Consider the following 16,269-nt stretch of genomic DNA (forward strand, 5'->3'; position numbering starts at 1 on the left):
CGACAAAATGTCTTGTTTTTCTTTTTTAAGCATGACGATTCGGCATACATGAGTGCTTTTGTAGAGTTTATACCGTATACTATAGAATTTACAATTTTTAAAATCTTAAATAGAATTATTTAAGTTGTTTTTTTTGAAAAGGTATCTTTATAGAGGTATTGATTTAGCTTTTAATAATTTGTATTTTTAAACATCGAGTTTAAAAAAAAGAATTCAATGCAAGCCTTATGAAGTATATAGACTATTATAAAACCTTAGGTCTGGATAAATCGGCATCTACAGCGGAGATAAAGAAAGCTTACAGAAAACTCGCTAGAAAATACCATCCGGATATAAACCCGAATGACGCCGATGCCAAGCAAAAGTTTCAGTTAATTAATGAAGCGAATGAAGTGCTTAGTGACCCGGAAAAAAGAAAAAAGTACGATAAGTACGGAAAAGATTGGGAGCATGCCGAAGCTTATGAAAAGGCTCAAAAAGAGCGGGGAAACAAAGGGGATGGATTTAATCAGGGTGGTTTTTCCGAAGGTAATTACGAAAGGTATACGTCTTCGGGTTTTGATGAAAGTGATTTTTCCGATTTTTTTAATACCATGTTTGGAGGTGGGGCTGGAGCAGGCGGTTTTTCGCGAGGACGCTCTGTAAAATTCAGAGGGCAAGATTTAAATGCTTCTTTGAATTTATCGCTAAACGATGTGTATACTACACAGAAACAGGTGTTAAACTTAAATGGTAAAAGTATTAGAATTACCATACCTGCGGGAGTTGAAAATGGACAAACGATAAAAATTAAAGGTCATGGAGGAGTAGGTGTAAATGGTGGCCCTAACGGTGATTTATATATCACCTTTAATATAGCTCCCGATGATAATTTTAAACGTGATGCCGCCAATTTGTATACAGAACATTATATTGATTTGTATACTGCTGTTTTAGGAGGAGAAGTAATTGTTAATACGTTTAAGGATAAAGTAAAATTAACAGTTAAACCAGGAACCCAAAACGAAACAAAAGTACGATTAAAAGGCAAGGGGTTTCCTGTTTATAAACGTGATGGTGAGTTTGGTGATTTATATATTACTTACAAAGTTAGGATACCAACAAATTTAACTCCAGAGCAGAAAGAATTATTTGTTAAACTTTCAAAGTTAGATTAAAATGAAAGAGACTGTTTTAATAAGTATACAAGACATTATGGAGCACCATAGTCTTGATGTCGATTTTATAGATGCTATTGAAAACTATCAATTGGTTACCTTTGTCGTTCAAAAATCGAGTAAATATATTCGAGAAGATGACATGCCACGCTTGGAGCAAATTATTAGGTTGCATTATGATTTAGAAATCAACATGGCAGGCATAGAAGTTATAAAGCATATGCTCGATAAAATGGAAGGGCTTCACGATACAATCAGGAAATTACAAAACAAATTAAACAGGTACGAGTAAGGTTTTCTTTTTATAGCGACTTAGGACTTAGAAAAATAAATTTATGGGAATATTTAATAAGTTATTTAATGGCTCTTCAAACGAAAATGAAGACTTAAATTTAAAATGGATTGAGTTAAATGAAAAAAAACAGTTAGAAAATATTAAAACCAAATCGACGAGCAAGCCTCAAATTATTTTTAAACATTCTACACGATGTGGTATTAGTCGTATGGTGAAAAGACAGTTTGAAACTCAATATAATTTAAACGAACAAGAAGCGGACTTGTATGTGCTCGATCTTCTTAATTATCGTGATATATCGAATTTAATTGCTGAAAATTTCAATGTTTTTCATGAGTCCCCTCAGTTAATAGCTGTGAAAAATGGTGAAGTGGTAAAACATGCATCACATGGGCAAATTTTAGATTTAGAGTTGTCTAAACTGGTTTAGACAGAAGATTGAAATTTTTCCAGGAGTTGGAGTGTGCCATTGAAAATTTATATATTTAAAGTTAAATTCTAACTTGGTATATTATAAGGTTACTGAGTTATCACCGGTTATTAATCTTTAAGAATTGAATTTTGTACAGACGACAGTATTTATTTGTTTACGGTACATTATTGCAAGATTGTAATAATGAAATGTCACAATTTTTACAGAAGCATGCTGAAATTGTTGGTCATGGCTACTTTTGTGGTAAATTGTATGATGTAGATGAGTTTCCTGGCGCTATTTTAAGTGAAGATTTTTCAAAAAAGGTTTATGGTAATATTTATAAATTATCAAATCCAGAATTGGTTTTTAAAGTGTTAGATGAATATGAAGGCATAGGAGCAGAGCAAACCGATTTGGATTTGTTTAAGCGTGTAAAAGTTGAAGCGTTTACGGAAGCAGGTCATACCTTAAAAACTTGGGTGTATATTTATAACTTACCAACTAATCAATTAAGATTAATTCCTTCTGGACGTTATATATAATTCGATATCTAAAACCAGTTTCCATAAATCCAATGGTTGCTTTATATGATGCGGTTTTAAAATTTCAAATGTTGTTAGTTTTGAAAATTAACATTCTAAGTAAAATTTCATTTCTTTGCAAGCTGTTTAAACCCTATTATGTCTAAGTTTACCCAATCTTTATTTCATCCATTACCTAATGATAAAAAAGTAGCTTTACCAAAAAAGTTTACTTTTCCATTTTACTATCAGCCACATGCTTTATGTATCGAAGCTGCTAATGATTTGCAGTCTTATTTGGAGTCTCAAAGGGATTTTATTCATAATTTTGGGTTAAACCCTAAGCTAGACGGATTGATAATTGGTAAAATGTTTGGTGTTATGGTTGTTGAAGATCAGGATGGGGATTTAGGGTATTTAGCAGCATTTTCAGGTAAACTAGCCGAAAGTAATTATTTGAAAGGTTTTGTGCCTCCCATTTTTAATACTTTAAATATTGAAGGGTTTTATAAAAAAGGAGAAGCCAAATTGAATGCTATTAATCGGAAAATAGAAGCCTTAGAGTCCGCTTCAGAGTTAAAATTGGCTTATGAGTTATTGGAATCTTCCCAAATTTCTGCAGAAAAAGAAATTAAAGATTTTAAGATATTCATGAAAGCTCAAAAGAAAATACGAGACAAGAAACGCGATGAGTCAAAAGGTATTTTATCCGATAAGGAATTTCAGAAACTGTTCAACGAACTAAAAGAGCAAAGTATAAGCTATCAATTAAAATTGAAGTATTTAAAAGTTGATCAGCAAAAAAAAATTGGGCAAGCCCAGCAAGAATTAAATGCCTTGTTAAAGCCTATTCAGGATTTAAAAAATAAAAGAGCCAATCAGTCAGCTAAATTGCAACGGCGCATACATGAACAATATTCCTTTTTTAATGCTAAGGGAGAAAAGAAGGATTTGCTAACTATTTTTAAGGACACAAATTCCCCAATTCCTCCAGCTGGTTCTGGAGAATGTGCTGCGCCTAAATTGTTTCAATATGCTTACGAAAATAACTACAGACCTATAGCTATGGCTGAATTCTGGTGGGGGGCATCGCCAAAATCGGAAGTGCGTAAACATAAACAGTTTTATCCGTCGTGTCGCAGCAAATGTGAACCTATCTTAGGACACATGATGCAAGGTTTGGAGGTTGATGATAATCCTATTGAACAAGCGATCACATTTCAAGGAAAATTAGAAATTGTGTATGAAGACGACTATTTACTATTGGTAAATAAGCCTCATGAATTTTTATCGGTGCCAGGCAAAACGCAATCGGAATCTGTTTACACCAAAATGAAAACGTATTTACCAAAAGCTAAAGGTCCTCTTTTAGTACATCGCTTAGATATGTCTACCTCTGGGTTGTTATTGATAGCTAAAAACGAACGCATTCACAAGAACTTACAGCGACAGTTTATTGAGCGCTCGGTGAAAAAAAGATATGTCGCCTTGTTAGATGGTGAATTAAAATCAGAATCAGGAAGAATAGAATTGCCACTTCGAGTAGATTTAGATAATCGACCCCAGCAATTAGTATGTTATGAACATGGAAAGCCTGCCGTAACTAATTATGAAGTTAAAGCAATCGAAAATGGTAAAACCCGAATCTATTTTTATCCTATTACCGGACGCACCCATCAGCTTAGGGTTCATGCGGCTCATGCTCAAGGCTTGCGTATGCCAATTGTAGGTGACGATTTATATGGGGTGAAATCAGACCGTTTGCATTTGCATGCAGAAATGCTTTGTTTTACGCATCCGATTTCTAAACAGGCACTTACTATAACCTGCGAAGCTCCATTTTAATTTTTTTTAAGAAAGGAGGCTATGTTATTCAACTACTGCTGAAGCTACTTCTCGATGTAGTTTCCATTTACCATCGGTTTTATCTTTTTTAAGTATAACCAAAAAGGTGTCTTCGAGTTCTATGGGTTCACCGTTTGCATTTGTGTAGTAAACATTACTGGTTCCAAAGTCGTATGCAACAGAGTCGCTCACAATAACGGTTTCCTGTGGTCGCATAATTATGCTATCGTAACTAAATTGCCCCATGGGTTTTTCTCGTATTCGCTTGTATTCCAGCCAGTCTTCGCTACCTGGCGAAACTCCTTTCATATCATGTGTAGCGTATTGTTTTAAATCGCTGTATCGCTTTTCTTTGATAGCTTGCTCAAATCCATGTCTTGTTTGTTCTATAGACTTTAATTCGGCTTCAATATCTATTTTTTTAGTAACTGATTTATCTTTAAGTGGTTCCTGTTGTTTGCAAGCTTGAAAATTTATGCCTACTAGAATGAGAAAAAGTACATATTTCATAATTTAATGTTTAAGTGGTTTTAAAACTTAAGAGCATTTTTATTCAATTGGTATACGTGAGGCGTTTAGAGATAACCATTTGTCGAAGTTTTGTAGCTCTGGGTTAAGTTCTAATGAAAATTGTACATCGCGAACTTTGTTAAAATCATCATTAAAATCACGTTTAAACTGAAACATATTACCTAAATCATCGGCTCCCGGGAAATCAAAATTCCGATAAGTTTCTGGGCTCACATTATTATAAATGACATTTATATTTAGGCTTTTAGATAATTTTTGAGCCATATCTTTGCCACTTAATTTTTCTCCTGCTATGCCAATGGTTTTATTTATAGTATCTTCTCCTTTTTTAAAGATTCCGTAAACGCATTTACCGATGTCTTCAGCAGCGATACCTGCCAGAGTTTTATCATCCATTGGGAATGTTATATAATAATTTGAATCTTCACCTTTTTGAGGTCCCATGCCAAAATATATTAGATTATCCCAGTAAAACGATGTTCTTAAAAATGTTACAGGAAGATTAGCATCAGTAAAAAGTGAATCTGCGGCACCTTTACCATCAAAATGAGGAACTTTGTATTTGCCTTGTAGTGTTGGTATTTGGTCACTATTTAGTGGAACCCAATTTCTTGTGTCTTCTAGGGTTGACCAAATAATGTGTTTTAGGTTAGCGTCTTTGGCTGCATTAATAAAATCTTTGACTTCGTCATATTCTTTATCGGCAGAAAAATGCTCCCAAAAGAAAGTCACAAAATAAGCGCCATAAGCACCGTTCAATGCATGTTTCATGCTTTCTGGGGCGTCAATATTGGCTTCCATTACTTCGGCGCCTAAATCGGCAAGGGCTTTAGCTTTATCTGAGTTTTTGTTTCTGGTAATTGCCCTAGGGGTAAAATCAGAGTTTTGATCTGATAAAATAGCACGCACCAATCCGCCACCCTGAGCGCCGGTAGCTCCAAATACGGTAATAATTTTTTTATTTTCCATTTGTTAGTTTTTTTAAGGCATAACGCTTTAAATAAGTTAAGAAATGGGCGGGGTATTTTTATTACGTAGAATTCTAAAGGTAATGAAAATATGTAGTAAAAACAACAGTTAAATACTGATGTTTAACAAGTTATATTCATGTTTATATAGATAAGAGTATTGAAATATTAGAAATGAATAAAATTAAAGACTGGCAATGTCTGTTGCATGGTTGTTTATTGGCTTTTGATAAACCTTTAAAACAATTTCTTTAAGTTCAGGAATAACATTGGAAGCAATTCTAGAGTGACTGTTAAGTAGTACACAAATACCTAAGTCGTCTTCAGGGAAAAGAGCTATTTCATTTCTGAAATTGTTAACGCTACCTCCGTGATGAATAATTGTTTTTTCTTGTTTTGTATTTTTTTCAGCATATTTATGTATACGCCAACCAAATCCGTAATACGATTTTAAATGCCCTGGCCATCGCTGATAATATTTACTACGACCACCAATTTCAACAAAGGGATTAAAAGCATCAAATAGAGCATTTTTATCCATTATTTCTGGATTATGTCCTAGTAAAAAGCGCATCCATTTCGCCATATCTAAAGCACTGGCATTAATTCCGCCCGCAGCTATAGCGTTATAGTATTTGTTGGTTAGTTTTATAGGTTTCCAACCTCTTGTTCGTTTTATATGAGGGAAAGCAACGTTGTCTGAATGCGTTAAGGTTTCGTGATCCATACAAATAGAATGCATGCCTAAAGGTTTAAAAAAACGATTTATTAGAGCTGATGTAATGTCCTGACCTGTTTCTTTACGAATAACTTCCCCACAAAGGGCGAACATGGCATTTTGGTAACTATACATAGATCCAGGGGTGCTAACCGGTGTTACTTCTTTAAACCGATTTGCAATTTCCATAAGAGGTAATCCCGCCTCAACTAGATTTGTAAAACTATGATAGGGAGTACCTGATGTATGCGAAAGAAGGTTAGCAAGGGTAATTTTATCTGTATTATTTTTGTCGCCTAACTGAAATTCAGGAATGTAATCACTTATACGGTCCTCCCAGTGCAACAAACCTTCATCTTCAAAACTAGCAGCTAAAATTCCGGCAAACCCTTTAGATAAAGATCCTAATCTAAAAATAGTTTCGTTATCTACGTCATCATTATGTTTTGCATGCTTTTTTCCAAAGCCTTCAGAAATTACAATGGAATCACCTTTTACGATGCTTACGCCAGCGCCTATGATGTCTCCTTTAGCAATTGCTTTTTGAAAATAATTAGATACAGCGTTTTGCAAATCCGCTTGTTGTTCTTTATACCGTTGAATTAATTGAGGGTCTATTTTTGGTTTTTTCGGTTTTATTGGAGCCTCACTAATTTCTTTTTCAGATGTATCACTAGTTTTAAACACTACCAAAATTAAGGAAGAAACAACGAGAATAAAAAGCAAAGGCTTGAAAAAGGCTTTTAGTCTTTTCATGGTTTAAGTTAGGGGTTAAAATTGGCTGGTTAATGCAAATATACGATAAAATGTTTATTTAATCCGATTAAGTGTTAAATAATTATAAAATCGTTTAAAAATAAAAAAAATAGTTAACTATTTATAATGAATATTATGTTTATAAATACAAACGTAAAATAAGCTAGTTATTATATTTTTCGATGATTTATTATTAGAGTTTATAGGTGAAAACTAATAATAATTTAAATCTTCAATCAACAGTACAATTTGCTGTATAGATGAGATTGTTGAGAATACAAGAAGACATCAAAAAAAAAGCCCAGATTTCTGGGCTTTTTTTATCGAATATTATAAGAATTTATAATTTGTTTGAGTTGCGCTTTAAGATCTTCGCCGGTATCATAAATCATTTGCGATTCGCTCGGAAAAGGAACGCGTCGATTGTTTAAATAGGGGATTAAATCCGTTTCTAAAGCGCGTCTATCTCCTTTTGAAGTTGCAAAAATGTGTTGAAAGACAAATTCACTGGTAATAGGAAAGGTGTCGTCTAACTGCTTTGTGTTTAGATTTATATATTCTACATTGCCACTAACTTGTGCCGACTTAAATTGAGTAGATTCATAATATTCACAGCGTACTGTTTTTAAATTATCAACTTGAATAGCATTTCCTAAGCTATCCTTTACTTGATTACCTTGTTCATCTAACAAATTCTTTTTACCGTCAACAATTTGTTTCTCCTTAATTATTTGTCGTTCCTTAATCTGTTCCGGAGATATGTTTATACCTCGTAGGTTCAATCTCATATTGTAGTCATAATTAACATTGTTTACTTGGGTATTATGATAAACAGTCCACAAGTTATTTATGCCATAAGTACTAAAATTTAACAAGTCATCCTCTAAACGTTGAGGAATAACTTTTTCTGTGTCATTTATAATGTTTACAAGCACAAAATCGGTTCCTTTATTATGAGCAATTTCCATTAGTTGCCTTACATCCTTAAAGTTAGGATTTATATCCTCAATGGTTTTAAAATCGTTATATGCTTTGCGGTAATCTAATTTGTTATTTGAATTTAATAAAGCTGATGCGGAATTGTACATTTGTAATGATGCATCATTTTTAAATCCGATTATTTGATTGGTGTAATCGTTGAACTTAAAGCGCACTTCCTTACCATTAACATAAAGTGGTAAAATGGGTTTTATGCGTTCTTGACGCTGATCCATATTCACATATGTATCGTAGATGCGAATAAAATTTTCAGGATTATTATCTTTCTTCAAAAAATTTACCGTTCCCAGGTCGCGTTCAGTAGCTTTATTATAGGCTTCATGAAGCATGACAATGTATTCGGCCTTTCCCTTTTTATCTTTATTTGTTTTTAATTTATTAATTGCGTCGTAAATGGCTTGGTCGTAATTACCAGAACTCAACGATTTCTCAATTTGTTTGCTTGCACTGCATGCTGAAAGGATAATGAATAAAACATTAACGAGTAGTAATTTTTTCATAAGCTTAAATTTGAGGTTATAAAAACAAGCATCTCAAATGTAATGCCAAAACCGAAATGATTTTTCAATTTTTACAGTGCCTCAACTTGGTAGTTAGGGTTATTTCTTTTTAAAAACGGGTAACAATTTAGTAGAAACTTCACCAAAACCAATTCGTGTGCCGTCTTTTTCACAATAGCCACGCATAATAACGGTGTCGTTATCGTTTATAAATTTTCGTTCTGTACCATCTTTTAATTTTATTGGATTTTCGCCTCTCCAGGTTAGTTCTAGCATGGATCCATAAGAGTCTGGTGTTGGACCAGAAATAGTGCCGCTACCCATTAAATCGCCAGAATTTACAGGGCAACCGTTAATGGTGTGATGAGCTAATTGTTGTGAAATATTCCAGTACATGTATTTAAAATTGGATTTACATACCATATTTTCTTTCGATCCTTCTGGTTGTATGGAAACCTCCAAGTTAATATCAAAGCTCTTCTTTTTGCCAGTAGTTTTAAGATATGGCAGTTGTGGTTTAACGGGCTTTGGACTTTCAACTCTGTAAGGTTCTAACGCATCAAGTGTTACAATCCAAGGTGAAATAGAGGTGGCAAAGTTTTTAGCTAAGAATGGTCCTAACGGTACGTATTCCCATTTTTGGATGTCGCGCGCACTCCAGTCATTTAATAAAACAAGACCAAAGATGTACTCTTCAGCTTCATCTACAGGAATAGGCTCGCCTAAATCATTAGCGTCGGTAGTTATAAAAGCCATTTCTAATTCAAAATCTACTAATTTACTTGGGCCAAACACGGGCTCTGTAGCACCATTTGGTAGTGTTTGTCCTTGTGGGCGATGTACAGGTATCCCTGAAGGAATAACCGAAGAACTCCTTCCGTGATAGCCCACAGGGATATGCAACCAATTAGGCAGTAAAGCATTATCTGGGTCTCTAAACATGGTACCCACATTAGTGGCGTGTTCCATACTCGAGTAAAAATCGGTGTAATCGCCAATCTGAACAGGTAATTGCATTTCAATTTCATCTAAACGAAATAATACAATTTCTTTATGACTCTTATTGTGTTTTAAGGTATCATTATTACTATCAAAAACTTCTGCAATTCGGTCTCTAACAGCACGCCAAGTTTTACGGCCATCAGCAATAAAATCATTCAAAGAATCCTGAAGGAAAATATCATCCGTTAGTGGAATACCATCAAAATAGCCTAATTGATGTAGTGCTCCTAGATCAATTGCTGTATCTCCAATACGCGTACCAATGGTAATAATGTCATCACGGGTTAAAAACACGCCAAAAGGAATGTTTTGAATTGGAAAATCTGAATTTTTATCAACGTGTAACCACGATGTTCTATCTGGATTGTTAGCGGATAATGGCATTGCTTTAGCTTTTGTTTTTTTAATATATAATATTCAAACCTACATAATTTTTTCAATTTAAGATAAAAAAATGAATAAAAATTGGGTTTTAAAATGGGGTTGATAAAACCGTTGAAAACTTGAAAGTAATTATAGATTTTTTAATGATTTTAACTAATCTATTTGTTACTTTTGCAGCATATTTAACTAGAATTTAATTTTATATGCAACGCGACGAACAAATTTTTGAATTAATTCAAGCTGAAAATGAGCGCCAACTACATGGTTTAGAACTTATTGCATCTGAAAACTTTGTAAGTGATCAAGTTATGGAAGCTGCTGGTTCAGTATTAACAAACAAATATGCTGAAGGATACCCTGGAAAACGTTATTACGGAGGGTGCGAAGTAGTTGATGAAGTAGAGCAAATAGCAATCGACAGAGCTAAAACTTTGTTCGGTGCCGAGTATGTAAATGTACAACCACACTCAGGAAGTCAGGCGAATACTGCTGTGTATCATGCTTGTTTAACACCAGGTGATAAAATTTTAGGATTCGATTTATCACATGGAGGGCATTTAACACATGGCTCGCCAGTTAATTTTTCAGGTAAATTGTATAACCCTGTATTTTATGGTGTAGATCAAGAAACAGGTGTTTTAAATTATGATAAAATTCAAGAAATAGCAACAGAAGAGCAACCAAAATTAATTATTGCAGGTGCCTCGGCTTATTCTAGAGATATTGATTTTGAAAGATTTAGAGTAATAGCAGATAGCGTAGGCGCTATTTTAATGGCTGATATTTCACATCCAGCAGGTATGATAGCTAAAGGGATTTTAAACGATCCAATGCCACACTGTCATATTGTAACAACTACCACTCATAAAACTTTAAGAGGCCCAAGAGGTGGAATGATTATGATGGGTAAAGATTTTGAAAACCCATTTGGAATTAAATTAAAAGACGGAAGTTTGCGTAAAATGTCTTCATTATTAGATTCTGCTGTATTCCCAGGAAATCAAGGAGGACCGCTGGAGCATATCATTGCAGCAAAAGCAATTGCTTTTGGTGAAGCTTTAACCGATGAGTTTTTACATTATCAATTACAAGTAAAGAAAAATGCTGAAACTTTAGCAGAAGCATTAGTAGCAAAAGGGTATAATATTATTTCTGGTGGTACCGATAACCACTGTATGCTAATTGATTTACGAAACAAAGATATCTCAGGAAAAGATGCAGAGCAGGCTTTAGTTAAAGCTGATATCACGGTAAACAAAAATATGGTGCCTTTTGATACGCGTTCACCGTTTGTAACTTCAGGTATTCGTATTGGTGCAGCAGCGGTTACAACAAGAGGATTAAAAGAAAATGAAATGCTTCAAATCGTTGAGTTAATTGATGAAGTAATTATGAATTATCAAGATGATGCCGTTTTAGAATCTGTTGCTGAAAAAGTTAATGCTTTAATGGCTAATAGACCGCTATTTGTAGCTTAATAAAATTCTATGCTAATTATTTAGCATGACATACAACCAAAACATCCCACCTTAAAAAGTGGGATGTTTTGGTTTAGAATGGTACCTTTCTGTAAAATTTCAAGATTGGGCTTTCTTCTATGTTTTTTTCGTAAACTATTATTTTACCAGGTAGAATAGAAGGAGATTGCGACAAAGGATACGACTGCAATCCTAACGTAAATTATAGCGATGGATTATATTATTGTAACTATTGTAAGATGAATATAAAGTAAACGTTGAAAACTTTGTAGTTTTGATTTTCGTAATAAAAAAATGATTTTAAATGAGCATTTTCGATATCGAACATTCCCCAGAAAACAATTTTGTTAAGAATAACCCTAAGTACCTTAAAAGTATGTTTGGTACAGCGGAACTCCAGCCTTTTTGGATAGCAGATATGGATTTTAAAGTGGCATCAGCTATTACCGAATCACAAACGGATATAGTGGAGAGAGGTATTTATGCTTACGAAGATATTACACCAATGGTGACCAAAGCCATTTCCGATTGGAATTTCAGAAGACATAATTTAAAATTAAACCCTGAATACTTTATTCAAGTCAATGGGGTGTTAACGGCTATAGCCATATTACTCCGAACATTGAGCGAAGAGGGGGATGGGGTTATGATTCAAACACCTGTATATCATCAGTTTTTTAGCGTAATCAAAGGTGCTAACCGAAAAATAATAGACAATCCTTTGAAATTTGAAAACAGTCGTTACACATTCGATTTTGAGCAAATGGAAAATCAATTAAAATCGGAGAGTACTAAAATTATTTTGTTGTGTAATCCACATAATCCTGTAGGACGCGTGTGGCATCAAAAAGAATTAGAGACCTTAATTAAACTTGCAAATCAATACCAGGTTACCATTGTTAGCGATGAAGTACATTCTGAAATAGTATACTCTAATTCTAAATTCAATAGTATCTTATCCTTTAGCAATACAGAAAACCATATCGCTATTCTGGGGTCGCCAGCGAAAACTTTCGGAATGCAAAGTAATGCTAATGGCTATATTTATGTTCAGAACAAAGAATTATTTGAAAAAAATTATAATCTAGTAACATCGATGTATTTACATCATGGAGGTGCTTTAACAGCATATGGCACTCTGGCTGCATATACTAAAGGGGAAGTATGGGTTAATGAATTAGTAATGTATTTAGAAGAAACGGTAAACTGGATTGACAATTTTTTAATTAACGATTTACCTCAGATTACTATGATTAAACCAGAGGGGACGTATCAAGTCTGGTTGGATTTTTCAAAACTTAAAATTTCAGAAGATGAGTTAAAGGAACTTATGTTTAAGAATGCAAAACTTGGTTTAGCACCAGGCTATTGGTTTGGAGATCAATATAATTTATTTATGCGCATGAATATAGCTTCACCAAAACAAAAAATAGAGGATGCCTTTAAAACATTAAAACAGGTTATTGATAATTTATAGTGTTGCGGATTTATGACAATTTGTTTACTGTTAAATTTAAATGATTGGTTAGAAATAGCCTTTTTTTAAGAGGCCAAGCGACAAATATAAAATAGGAGAAATTAAAATTTTGAGACCTATTTGATGCCGTGAAAAGTTTTACTAAAAAATTTTATAGTATTGAAAATTAGGCGAACAATTCTAATGTAAAATGGAATAATCTATAATACTATCAATCATTGCGTTATTATAACAATTAAAAGGAATCCAAGACATTTATAAAATAAGAGGTTTCATCTACTTTTAACGACACCGAGTGGTTTTTAGTTGTAGTATTTTCTTTTTATTAAGTAAAAATGCCTATTATATCGTAACTTAGTGAGTTGTCTCCCAATCCTACTTGAATTAATTTTGATTACATTATTATTCTCAATATTTTAAAGTGATAATAAAACAGCAAAGAATCTAGGGGCTAAATATTAATTCCAGTTAGTTTATATACATATATCTAAAATCAAAAGGAAGCAATGGCTTTTGACAAATGATTTTATGCTTTTTCTGGTTATATCGTTATATATCCGTTTGATTATTTGAATAGCATTAACTTAAATAAACAGCTAAAATTAAAGCTTATGAAAACAACACTAACAAAAGCATTTGGAACAGAGGCTGCACATTTGCCTGTAAAAGGGATGGATATAAATCGTCGAACGGTTTTGGATAACGATGTTGAGATAGAGATATTGTATTGTGGCATATGTCATTCCGATTTACATGTGCTTCGTGATGATTGGGGCATTACAGTATTTCCTGTAGTTCCAGGACATGAAAATATCGGAAAAGTAACTAAAGCAGGAAGTAAAGTAAATAAGTTTAAAATAGGGGATTTAGCTGCAATAGGCTGTATAGTTGATAGTTGTGGCGTGTGTTCACATTGTAATCATGGAGAAGAACAGTATTGTGAATCGGGCTGGACTTTAGTATTTAACGCGCCCGATAAACATATTGGAGGTGTAACTTACGGTGGGTTTTCGCAAAAAATTGTATGTGATGCTGAGTATGTTTTAAAAATGCCTGAATTTAAGGATTTGGCAGCGGCAGCACCATTGTTATGTGCCGGAATTACGGTCTATTCTCCTTTAAAACACTGGAAAGTCGGTCCAGGTAAAAAAGTGGGTATAGTAGGTATAGGTGGATTGGGACATATGGCAGTGAAAATAGCAAAAGCATTGGGGGCACACGTTACAGTATTTACAACTTCTAAAGACAAAATGGACGATGCTAAACATTTAGGTGCAGATGAAGCGGTGTTATCTAAGGATTCAGAACAAATGAAGAATCAATCTGGTTTCGATATGGTTTTGGACACGGTTTCGGCCAAGCATGATGTGAACGCTTATTTAAATGTGTTGAAGGTTGATGGTAGCTTGGTTTTAGTTGGTTTACCAAGTGAACCATTAGAAATAGGAGCCTTCAGCATAGTAAGTGGTAGAAAAAGTTTCTCAGGGTCAAGTATAGGAGGGATAGCTGAAACTCAGGAAATGCTTGAGTTTTGTTATGATCATAATATTACTGCAGATATCGAATTAGTAAAATCCTCAGGAATAAATGAGGCTTTAGCCCGGTTAGAAAAGGGGGATGTTAAATATCGATTTGTTATTGATATGAAGTCTTAATTAAAAGTCAATAAAATAAAAAAGCCTTGTAATTTATTTGAATACAAGGCTTTAAGCGGAAGAAGAGGGATTCGAACCCCCGGAGGTGTGACCCTCAACGGTTTTCAAGACCGCCGCATTCGACCACTCTGCCATTCTTCCTTGAGTGTCTCATCAGATGTGCCTGATTGCGGCTGCAAATATAATAACCTTTTATGTTTCTATCAAACATTTTTTTACAACATTTTTTGTCTTATTGTTAGAGTTTTCGATAAATTAAAGTAACGTTTTGTATTTAAATGTGTTAAGAGATTTTTATTCTGTTATGTTAATTCGAAATTGCAAGCGAAAATGGGACAACGATAATTTGAGTTACTATTATTCTTTCTTATAAATAGCCATCCGATGTGTTTTATATTTAGAAAAAGTTATCAAAACAGGTGTAAAAGTTTTAAAATCACATTCAATTATTTTGCTACTTAACTTGCCATAATCGCCACCATGGAATACCAGGAGCATCATGATGCTCATAATGGTAACCAAAAAAATAGCAACTTAAAAAAGCCCATAAATGATTTTTTTTCAAAGTACCTGAATGATGTTTGTTATCATGATTGTGTCCGTTTTTATGAGGAATAAAAGTTCCAAAATAAAAAAGTTGAAAAGTGGAGAGTATGCTTGGTAACACCCAGAAAATAAGTAGATTTTCGAACGAAAAAAACATATTTAAAACCTGAAGACTAACAGTCATTAGAACAAGCTGCTTTAGAGTGATATAATTTTTTATAAAATTCCAGTACCATAACCAAAAATTTCCTGACTCATGAAAGTCTGGGTCATTTTCTGAAGCAACAAACCTATGATGTAAATGATGTTTTTTATATAATAAATCATAAAAATTAAAAGCAAATAAAATAGCAGTAATACGTCCTATTAAGGTATTAACCTTTTTGCTTTTTGAAACACTGCCGTGCATGGCATCGTGAGCGGTTATAAAAAGTCCTGTATACAAATGCGTTTGTATATAAATGGCTAAATATGTAAAACCGTTTTTGTAGTTAATCGGGTAATTCAATAAGAAGTATAAGCTTAAAAACCACGCAATAATTAGAGCTATCGCAAGGATAACCCCCATAGGGTCAACAGGTTTTTTAAGAATTAAACTTTTGTTTTTCCTTTTCAAATTTGGCATTTTAGTATAAAATAACTCTAAAATAAATAAGAAAAAATTAAATACTCGTCAAAATGGAAAAATTCTCTATAAGTTGCTAGGTGATTCTGAAATCAAAGCAAATAATCACAAAATAACTAATGGTCTATTTTAATACGGTGTTATAAAACAGCTGTTTAAAAAGTGTTATTATTTTAAATAATGACTTATATAGTTTTCGATTTGACTTGGAGTACGACAAACAATACTAGTATATTCTCTATAGGCTGATGAAATAAAAAAAAGCCTTGTAAATCATGTGATTACAAGGCTTTAAGCGGAAGAAGAGGGATTCGAACCCCCGGAGGTGTGACCCTCAACGGTTTTCAAGACCGCCGCATTCGACCACTCTGCCATTCTTCCTTGAGTGTCTCATCAG

The 16,269-nt window shown here is 33.6% G+C and carries 14 protein-coding genes and 2 tRNA genes; 8 read left to right on the forward strand and 8 right to left on the reverse strand.

Annotation, left to right across the window (positions count from 1 at the left end):
* The first annotated feature begins 227 nt into the window (after positions 1 to 227).
* From ICJ83_RS11505 to ICJ83_RS11525, 5 genes are all read left to right on the forward strand, one after another.
* Positions 228 to 1,157 carry a DnaJ C-terminal domain-containing protein gene (locus ICJ83_RS11505; RefSeq protein ID WP_188230544.1) on the forward strand — a complete coding sequence of 310 codons (930 nt, stop codon included), beginning with the start codon at positions 228 to 230 and terminating at the stop codon, positions 1,155 to 1,157.
* Between the two features lies 1 nt (position 1,158).
* On the forward strand, positions 1,159 to 1,449 hold the full coding sequence (locus ICJ83_RS11510; RefSeq protein WP_188230545.1) for a chaperone modulator CbpM: 291 nt from the start codon (positions 1,159 to 1,161) through the stop codon (positions 1,447 to 1,449).
* 43 nt (positions 1,450 to 1,492) lie between these two features.
* Positions 1,493 to 1,882, forward strand: a complete 390-nt coding sequence (gene ytxJ, locus ICJ83_RS11515) for a bacillithiol system redox-active protein YtxJ (RefSeq protein ID WP_188230546.1) — start codon at positions 1,493 to 1,495, stop codon at positions 1,880 to 1,882.
* 131 nt (positions 1,883 to 2,013) lie between these two features.
* Positions 2,014 to 2,409 carry a gamma-glutamylcyclotransferase family protein gene (locus ICJ83_RS11520; protein WP_188230547.1) on the forward strand — a complete coding sequence of 132 codons (396 nt, stop codon included), beginning with the start codon at positions 2,014 to 2,016 and terminating at the stop codon, positions 2,407 to 2,409.
* A 138-nt stretch (positions 2,410 to 2,547) separates the two neighbouring features.
* Positions 2,548 to 4,233 carry a pseudouridine synthase gene (locus ICJ83_RS11525; protein WP_188230548.1) on the forward strand — a complete coding sequence of 562 codons (1,686 nt, stop codon included), beginning with the start codon at positions 2,548 to 2,550 and terminating at the stop codon, positions 4,231 to 4,233.
* Between the two features lie 24 nt (positions 4,234 to 4,257).
* Here ICJ83_RS11525 and ICJ83_RS11530 read toward each other — a convergent pair whose 3' ends face one another.
* The 5 genes from ICJ83_RS11530 to fahA form a co-directional block, all read right to left on the reverse strand.
* Positions 4,258 to 4,743, reverse strand: a complete 486-nt coding sequence (locus tag ICJ83_RS11530) for a YybH family protein (RefSeq protein ID WP_188230549.1) — start codon at positions 4,741 to 4,743, stop codon at positions 4,258 to 4,260.
* 39 nt (positions 4,744 to 4,782) lie between these two features.
* Complete coding sequence (locus ICJ83_RS11535; protein WP_188230550.1) at positions 4,783 to 5,733, reverse strand: NmrA/HSCARG family protein; 951 nt, start codon at positions 5,731 to 5,733, stop codon at positions 4,783 to 4,785.
* 183 nt (positions 5,734 to 5,916) lie between these two features.
* The gene (locus tag ICJ83_RS11540; RefSeq protein WP_188230551.1) at positions 5,917 to 7,206 is read right to left on the reverse strand and encodes a serine hydrolase domain-containing protein; all 1,290 of its coding nucleotides are present in this window, start codon (positions 7,204 to 7,206) and stop codon (positions 5,917 to 5,919) included.
* A 320-nt stretch (positions 7,207 to 7,526) separates the two neighbouring features.
* Positions 7,527 to 8,705 (reverse strand): hypothetical protein, encoded by a 1,179-nt coding sequence (locus ICJ83_RS11545; protein ID WP_188230552.1) that lies wholly within the window; start codon positions 8,703 to 8,705, stop codon positions 7,527 to 7,529.
* Between the two features lie 99 nt (positions 8,706 to 8,804).
* Entirely contained in the window at positions 8,805 to 10,091 is a 1,287-nt protein-coding gene (fahA, locus tag ICJ83_RS11550; protein ID WP_188230553.1) for a fumarylacetoacetase, read from the reverse strand.
* Positions 10,092 to 10,294: 203 nt separating this feature from the next.
* Between fahA and glyA the strand changes: the two genes are divergently transcribed.
* The 3 genes from glyA to ICJ83_RS11565 all read left to right on the forward strand — a co-directional run bounded on the left by glyA (position 10,295) and on the right by ICJ83_RS11565 (position 14,701).
* A complete protein-coding gene (gene glyA, locus ICJ83_RS11555; protein WP_188230554.1) occupies positions 10,295 to 11,569 on the forward strand; it encodes a serine hydroxymethyltransferase in 1,275 nt (424 codons plus the stop codon).
* A 304-nt stretch (positions 11,570 to 11,873) separates the two neighbouring features.
* On the forward strand, positions 11,874 to 13,046 hold the full coding sequence (locus ICJ83_RS11560) for a MalY/PatB family protein (protein WP_188230555.1): 1,173 nt from the start codon (positions 11,874 to 11,876) through the stop codon (positions 13,044 to 13,046).
* 611 nt (positions 13,047 to 13,657) lie between these two features.
* Complete coding sequence (locus tag ICJ83_RS11565; RefSeq protein WP_188230556.1) at positions 13,658 to 14,701, forward strand: NAD(P)-dependent alcohol dehydrogenase; 1,044 nt, start codon at positions 13,658 to 13,660, stop codon at positions 14,699 to 14,701.
* Between the two features lie 56 nt (positions 14,702 to 14,757).
* Here the strand turns inward: ICJ83_RS11565 and ICJ83_RS11570 are convergent.
* The 3 genes from ICJ83_RS11570 to ICJ83_RS11580 all read right to left on the reverse strand — a co-directional run bounded on the left by ICJ83_RS11570 (position 14,758) and on the right by ICJ83_RS11580 (position 16,253).
* Positions 14,758 to 14,842: transfer RNA gene (locus ICJ83_RS11570), tRNA-Ser, on the reverse strand.
* A gap of 313 nt (positions 14,843 to 15,155) precedes the next feature.
* Positions 15,156 to 15,863 carry a fatty acid desaturase gene (locus ICJ83_RS11575; RefSeq protein ID WP_223154751.1) on the reverse strand — a complete coding sequence of 236 codons (708 nt, stop codon included), beginning with the start codon at positions 15,861 to 15,863 and terminating at the stop codon, positions 15,156 to 15,158.
* A 305-nt stretch (positions 15,864 to 16,168) separates the two neighbouring features.
* Positions 16,169 to 16,253, reverse strand: a tRNA-Ser gene (locus ICJ83_RS11580).
* Positions 16,254 to 16,269 lie beyond the last annotated feature (16 nt).

Origin of the sequence: Aestuariibaculum sediminum (genome assembly GCF_014596945.1) — a bacterium.
GTDB classification, from domain to species: Bacteria; Bacteroidota; Bacteroidia; order Flavobacteriales; family Flavobacteriaceae; genus Aestuariibaculum; species Aestuariibaculum sediminum.

What these genes read in the sequence shown, in the direction of transcription:
- ICJ83_RS11530 (WP_188230549.1), bottom strand. Translation starts at nt 4,743, where the DNA reads ATGAAATATGTACTTTTTCTCATTCTAGTAGGCATAAATTTTCAAGCT.
- fahA (WP_188230553.1), bottom strand. Translation starts at nt 10,091, where the DNA reads ATGCCATTATCCGCTAACAATCCAGATAGAACATCGTGGTTACACGTT.
- ICJ83_RS11510 (WP_188230545.1), top strand. Translation starts at nt 1,159, where the DNA reads ATGAAAGAGACTGTTTTAATAAGTATACAAGACATTATGGAGCACCAT.
- ICJ83_RS11525 (WP_188230548.1), top strand. Translation starts at nt 2,548, where the DNA reads ATGTCTAAGTTTACCCAATCTTTATTTCATCCATTACCTAATGATAAA.
- ICJ83_RS11565 (WP_188230556.1), top strand. Translation starts at nt 13,658, where the DNA reads ATGAAAACAACACTAACAAAAGCATTTGGAACAGAGGCTGCACATTTG.
- ytxJ (WP_188230546.1), top strand. Translation starts at nt 1,493, where the DNA reads ATGGGAATATTTAATAAGTTATTTAATGGCTCTTCAAACGAAAATGAA.
- ICJ83_RS11540 (WP_188230551.1), bottom strand. Translation starts at nt 7,206, where the DNA reads ATGAAAAGACTAAAAGCCTTTTTCAAGCCTTTGCTTTTTATTCTCGTT.
- ICJ83_RS11560 (WP_188230555.1), top strand. Translation starts at nt 11,874, where the DNA reads ATGAGCATTTTCGATATCGAACATTCCCCAGAAAACAATTTTGTTAAG.
- glyA (WP_188230554.1), top strand. Translation starts at nt 10,295, where the DNA reads ATGCAACGCGACGAACAAATTTTTGAATTAATTCAAGCTGAAAATGAG.
- ICJ83_RS11505 (WP_188230544.1), top strand. Translation starts at nt 228, where the DNA reads ATGAAGTATATAGACTATTATAAAACCTTAGGTCTGGATAAATCGGCA.
- ICJ83_RS11545 (WP_188230552.1), bottom strand. Translation starts at nt 8,705, where the DNA reads ATGAAAAAATTACTACTCGTTAATGTTTTATTCATTATCCTTTCAGCA.
- ICJ83_RS11535 (WP_188230550.1), bottom strand. Translation starts at nt 5,733, where the DNA reads ATGGAAAATAAAAAAATTATTACCGTATTTGGAGCTACCGGCGCTCAG.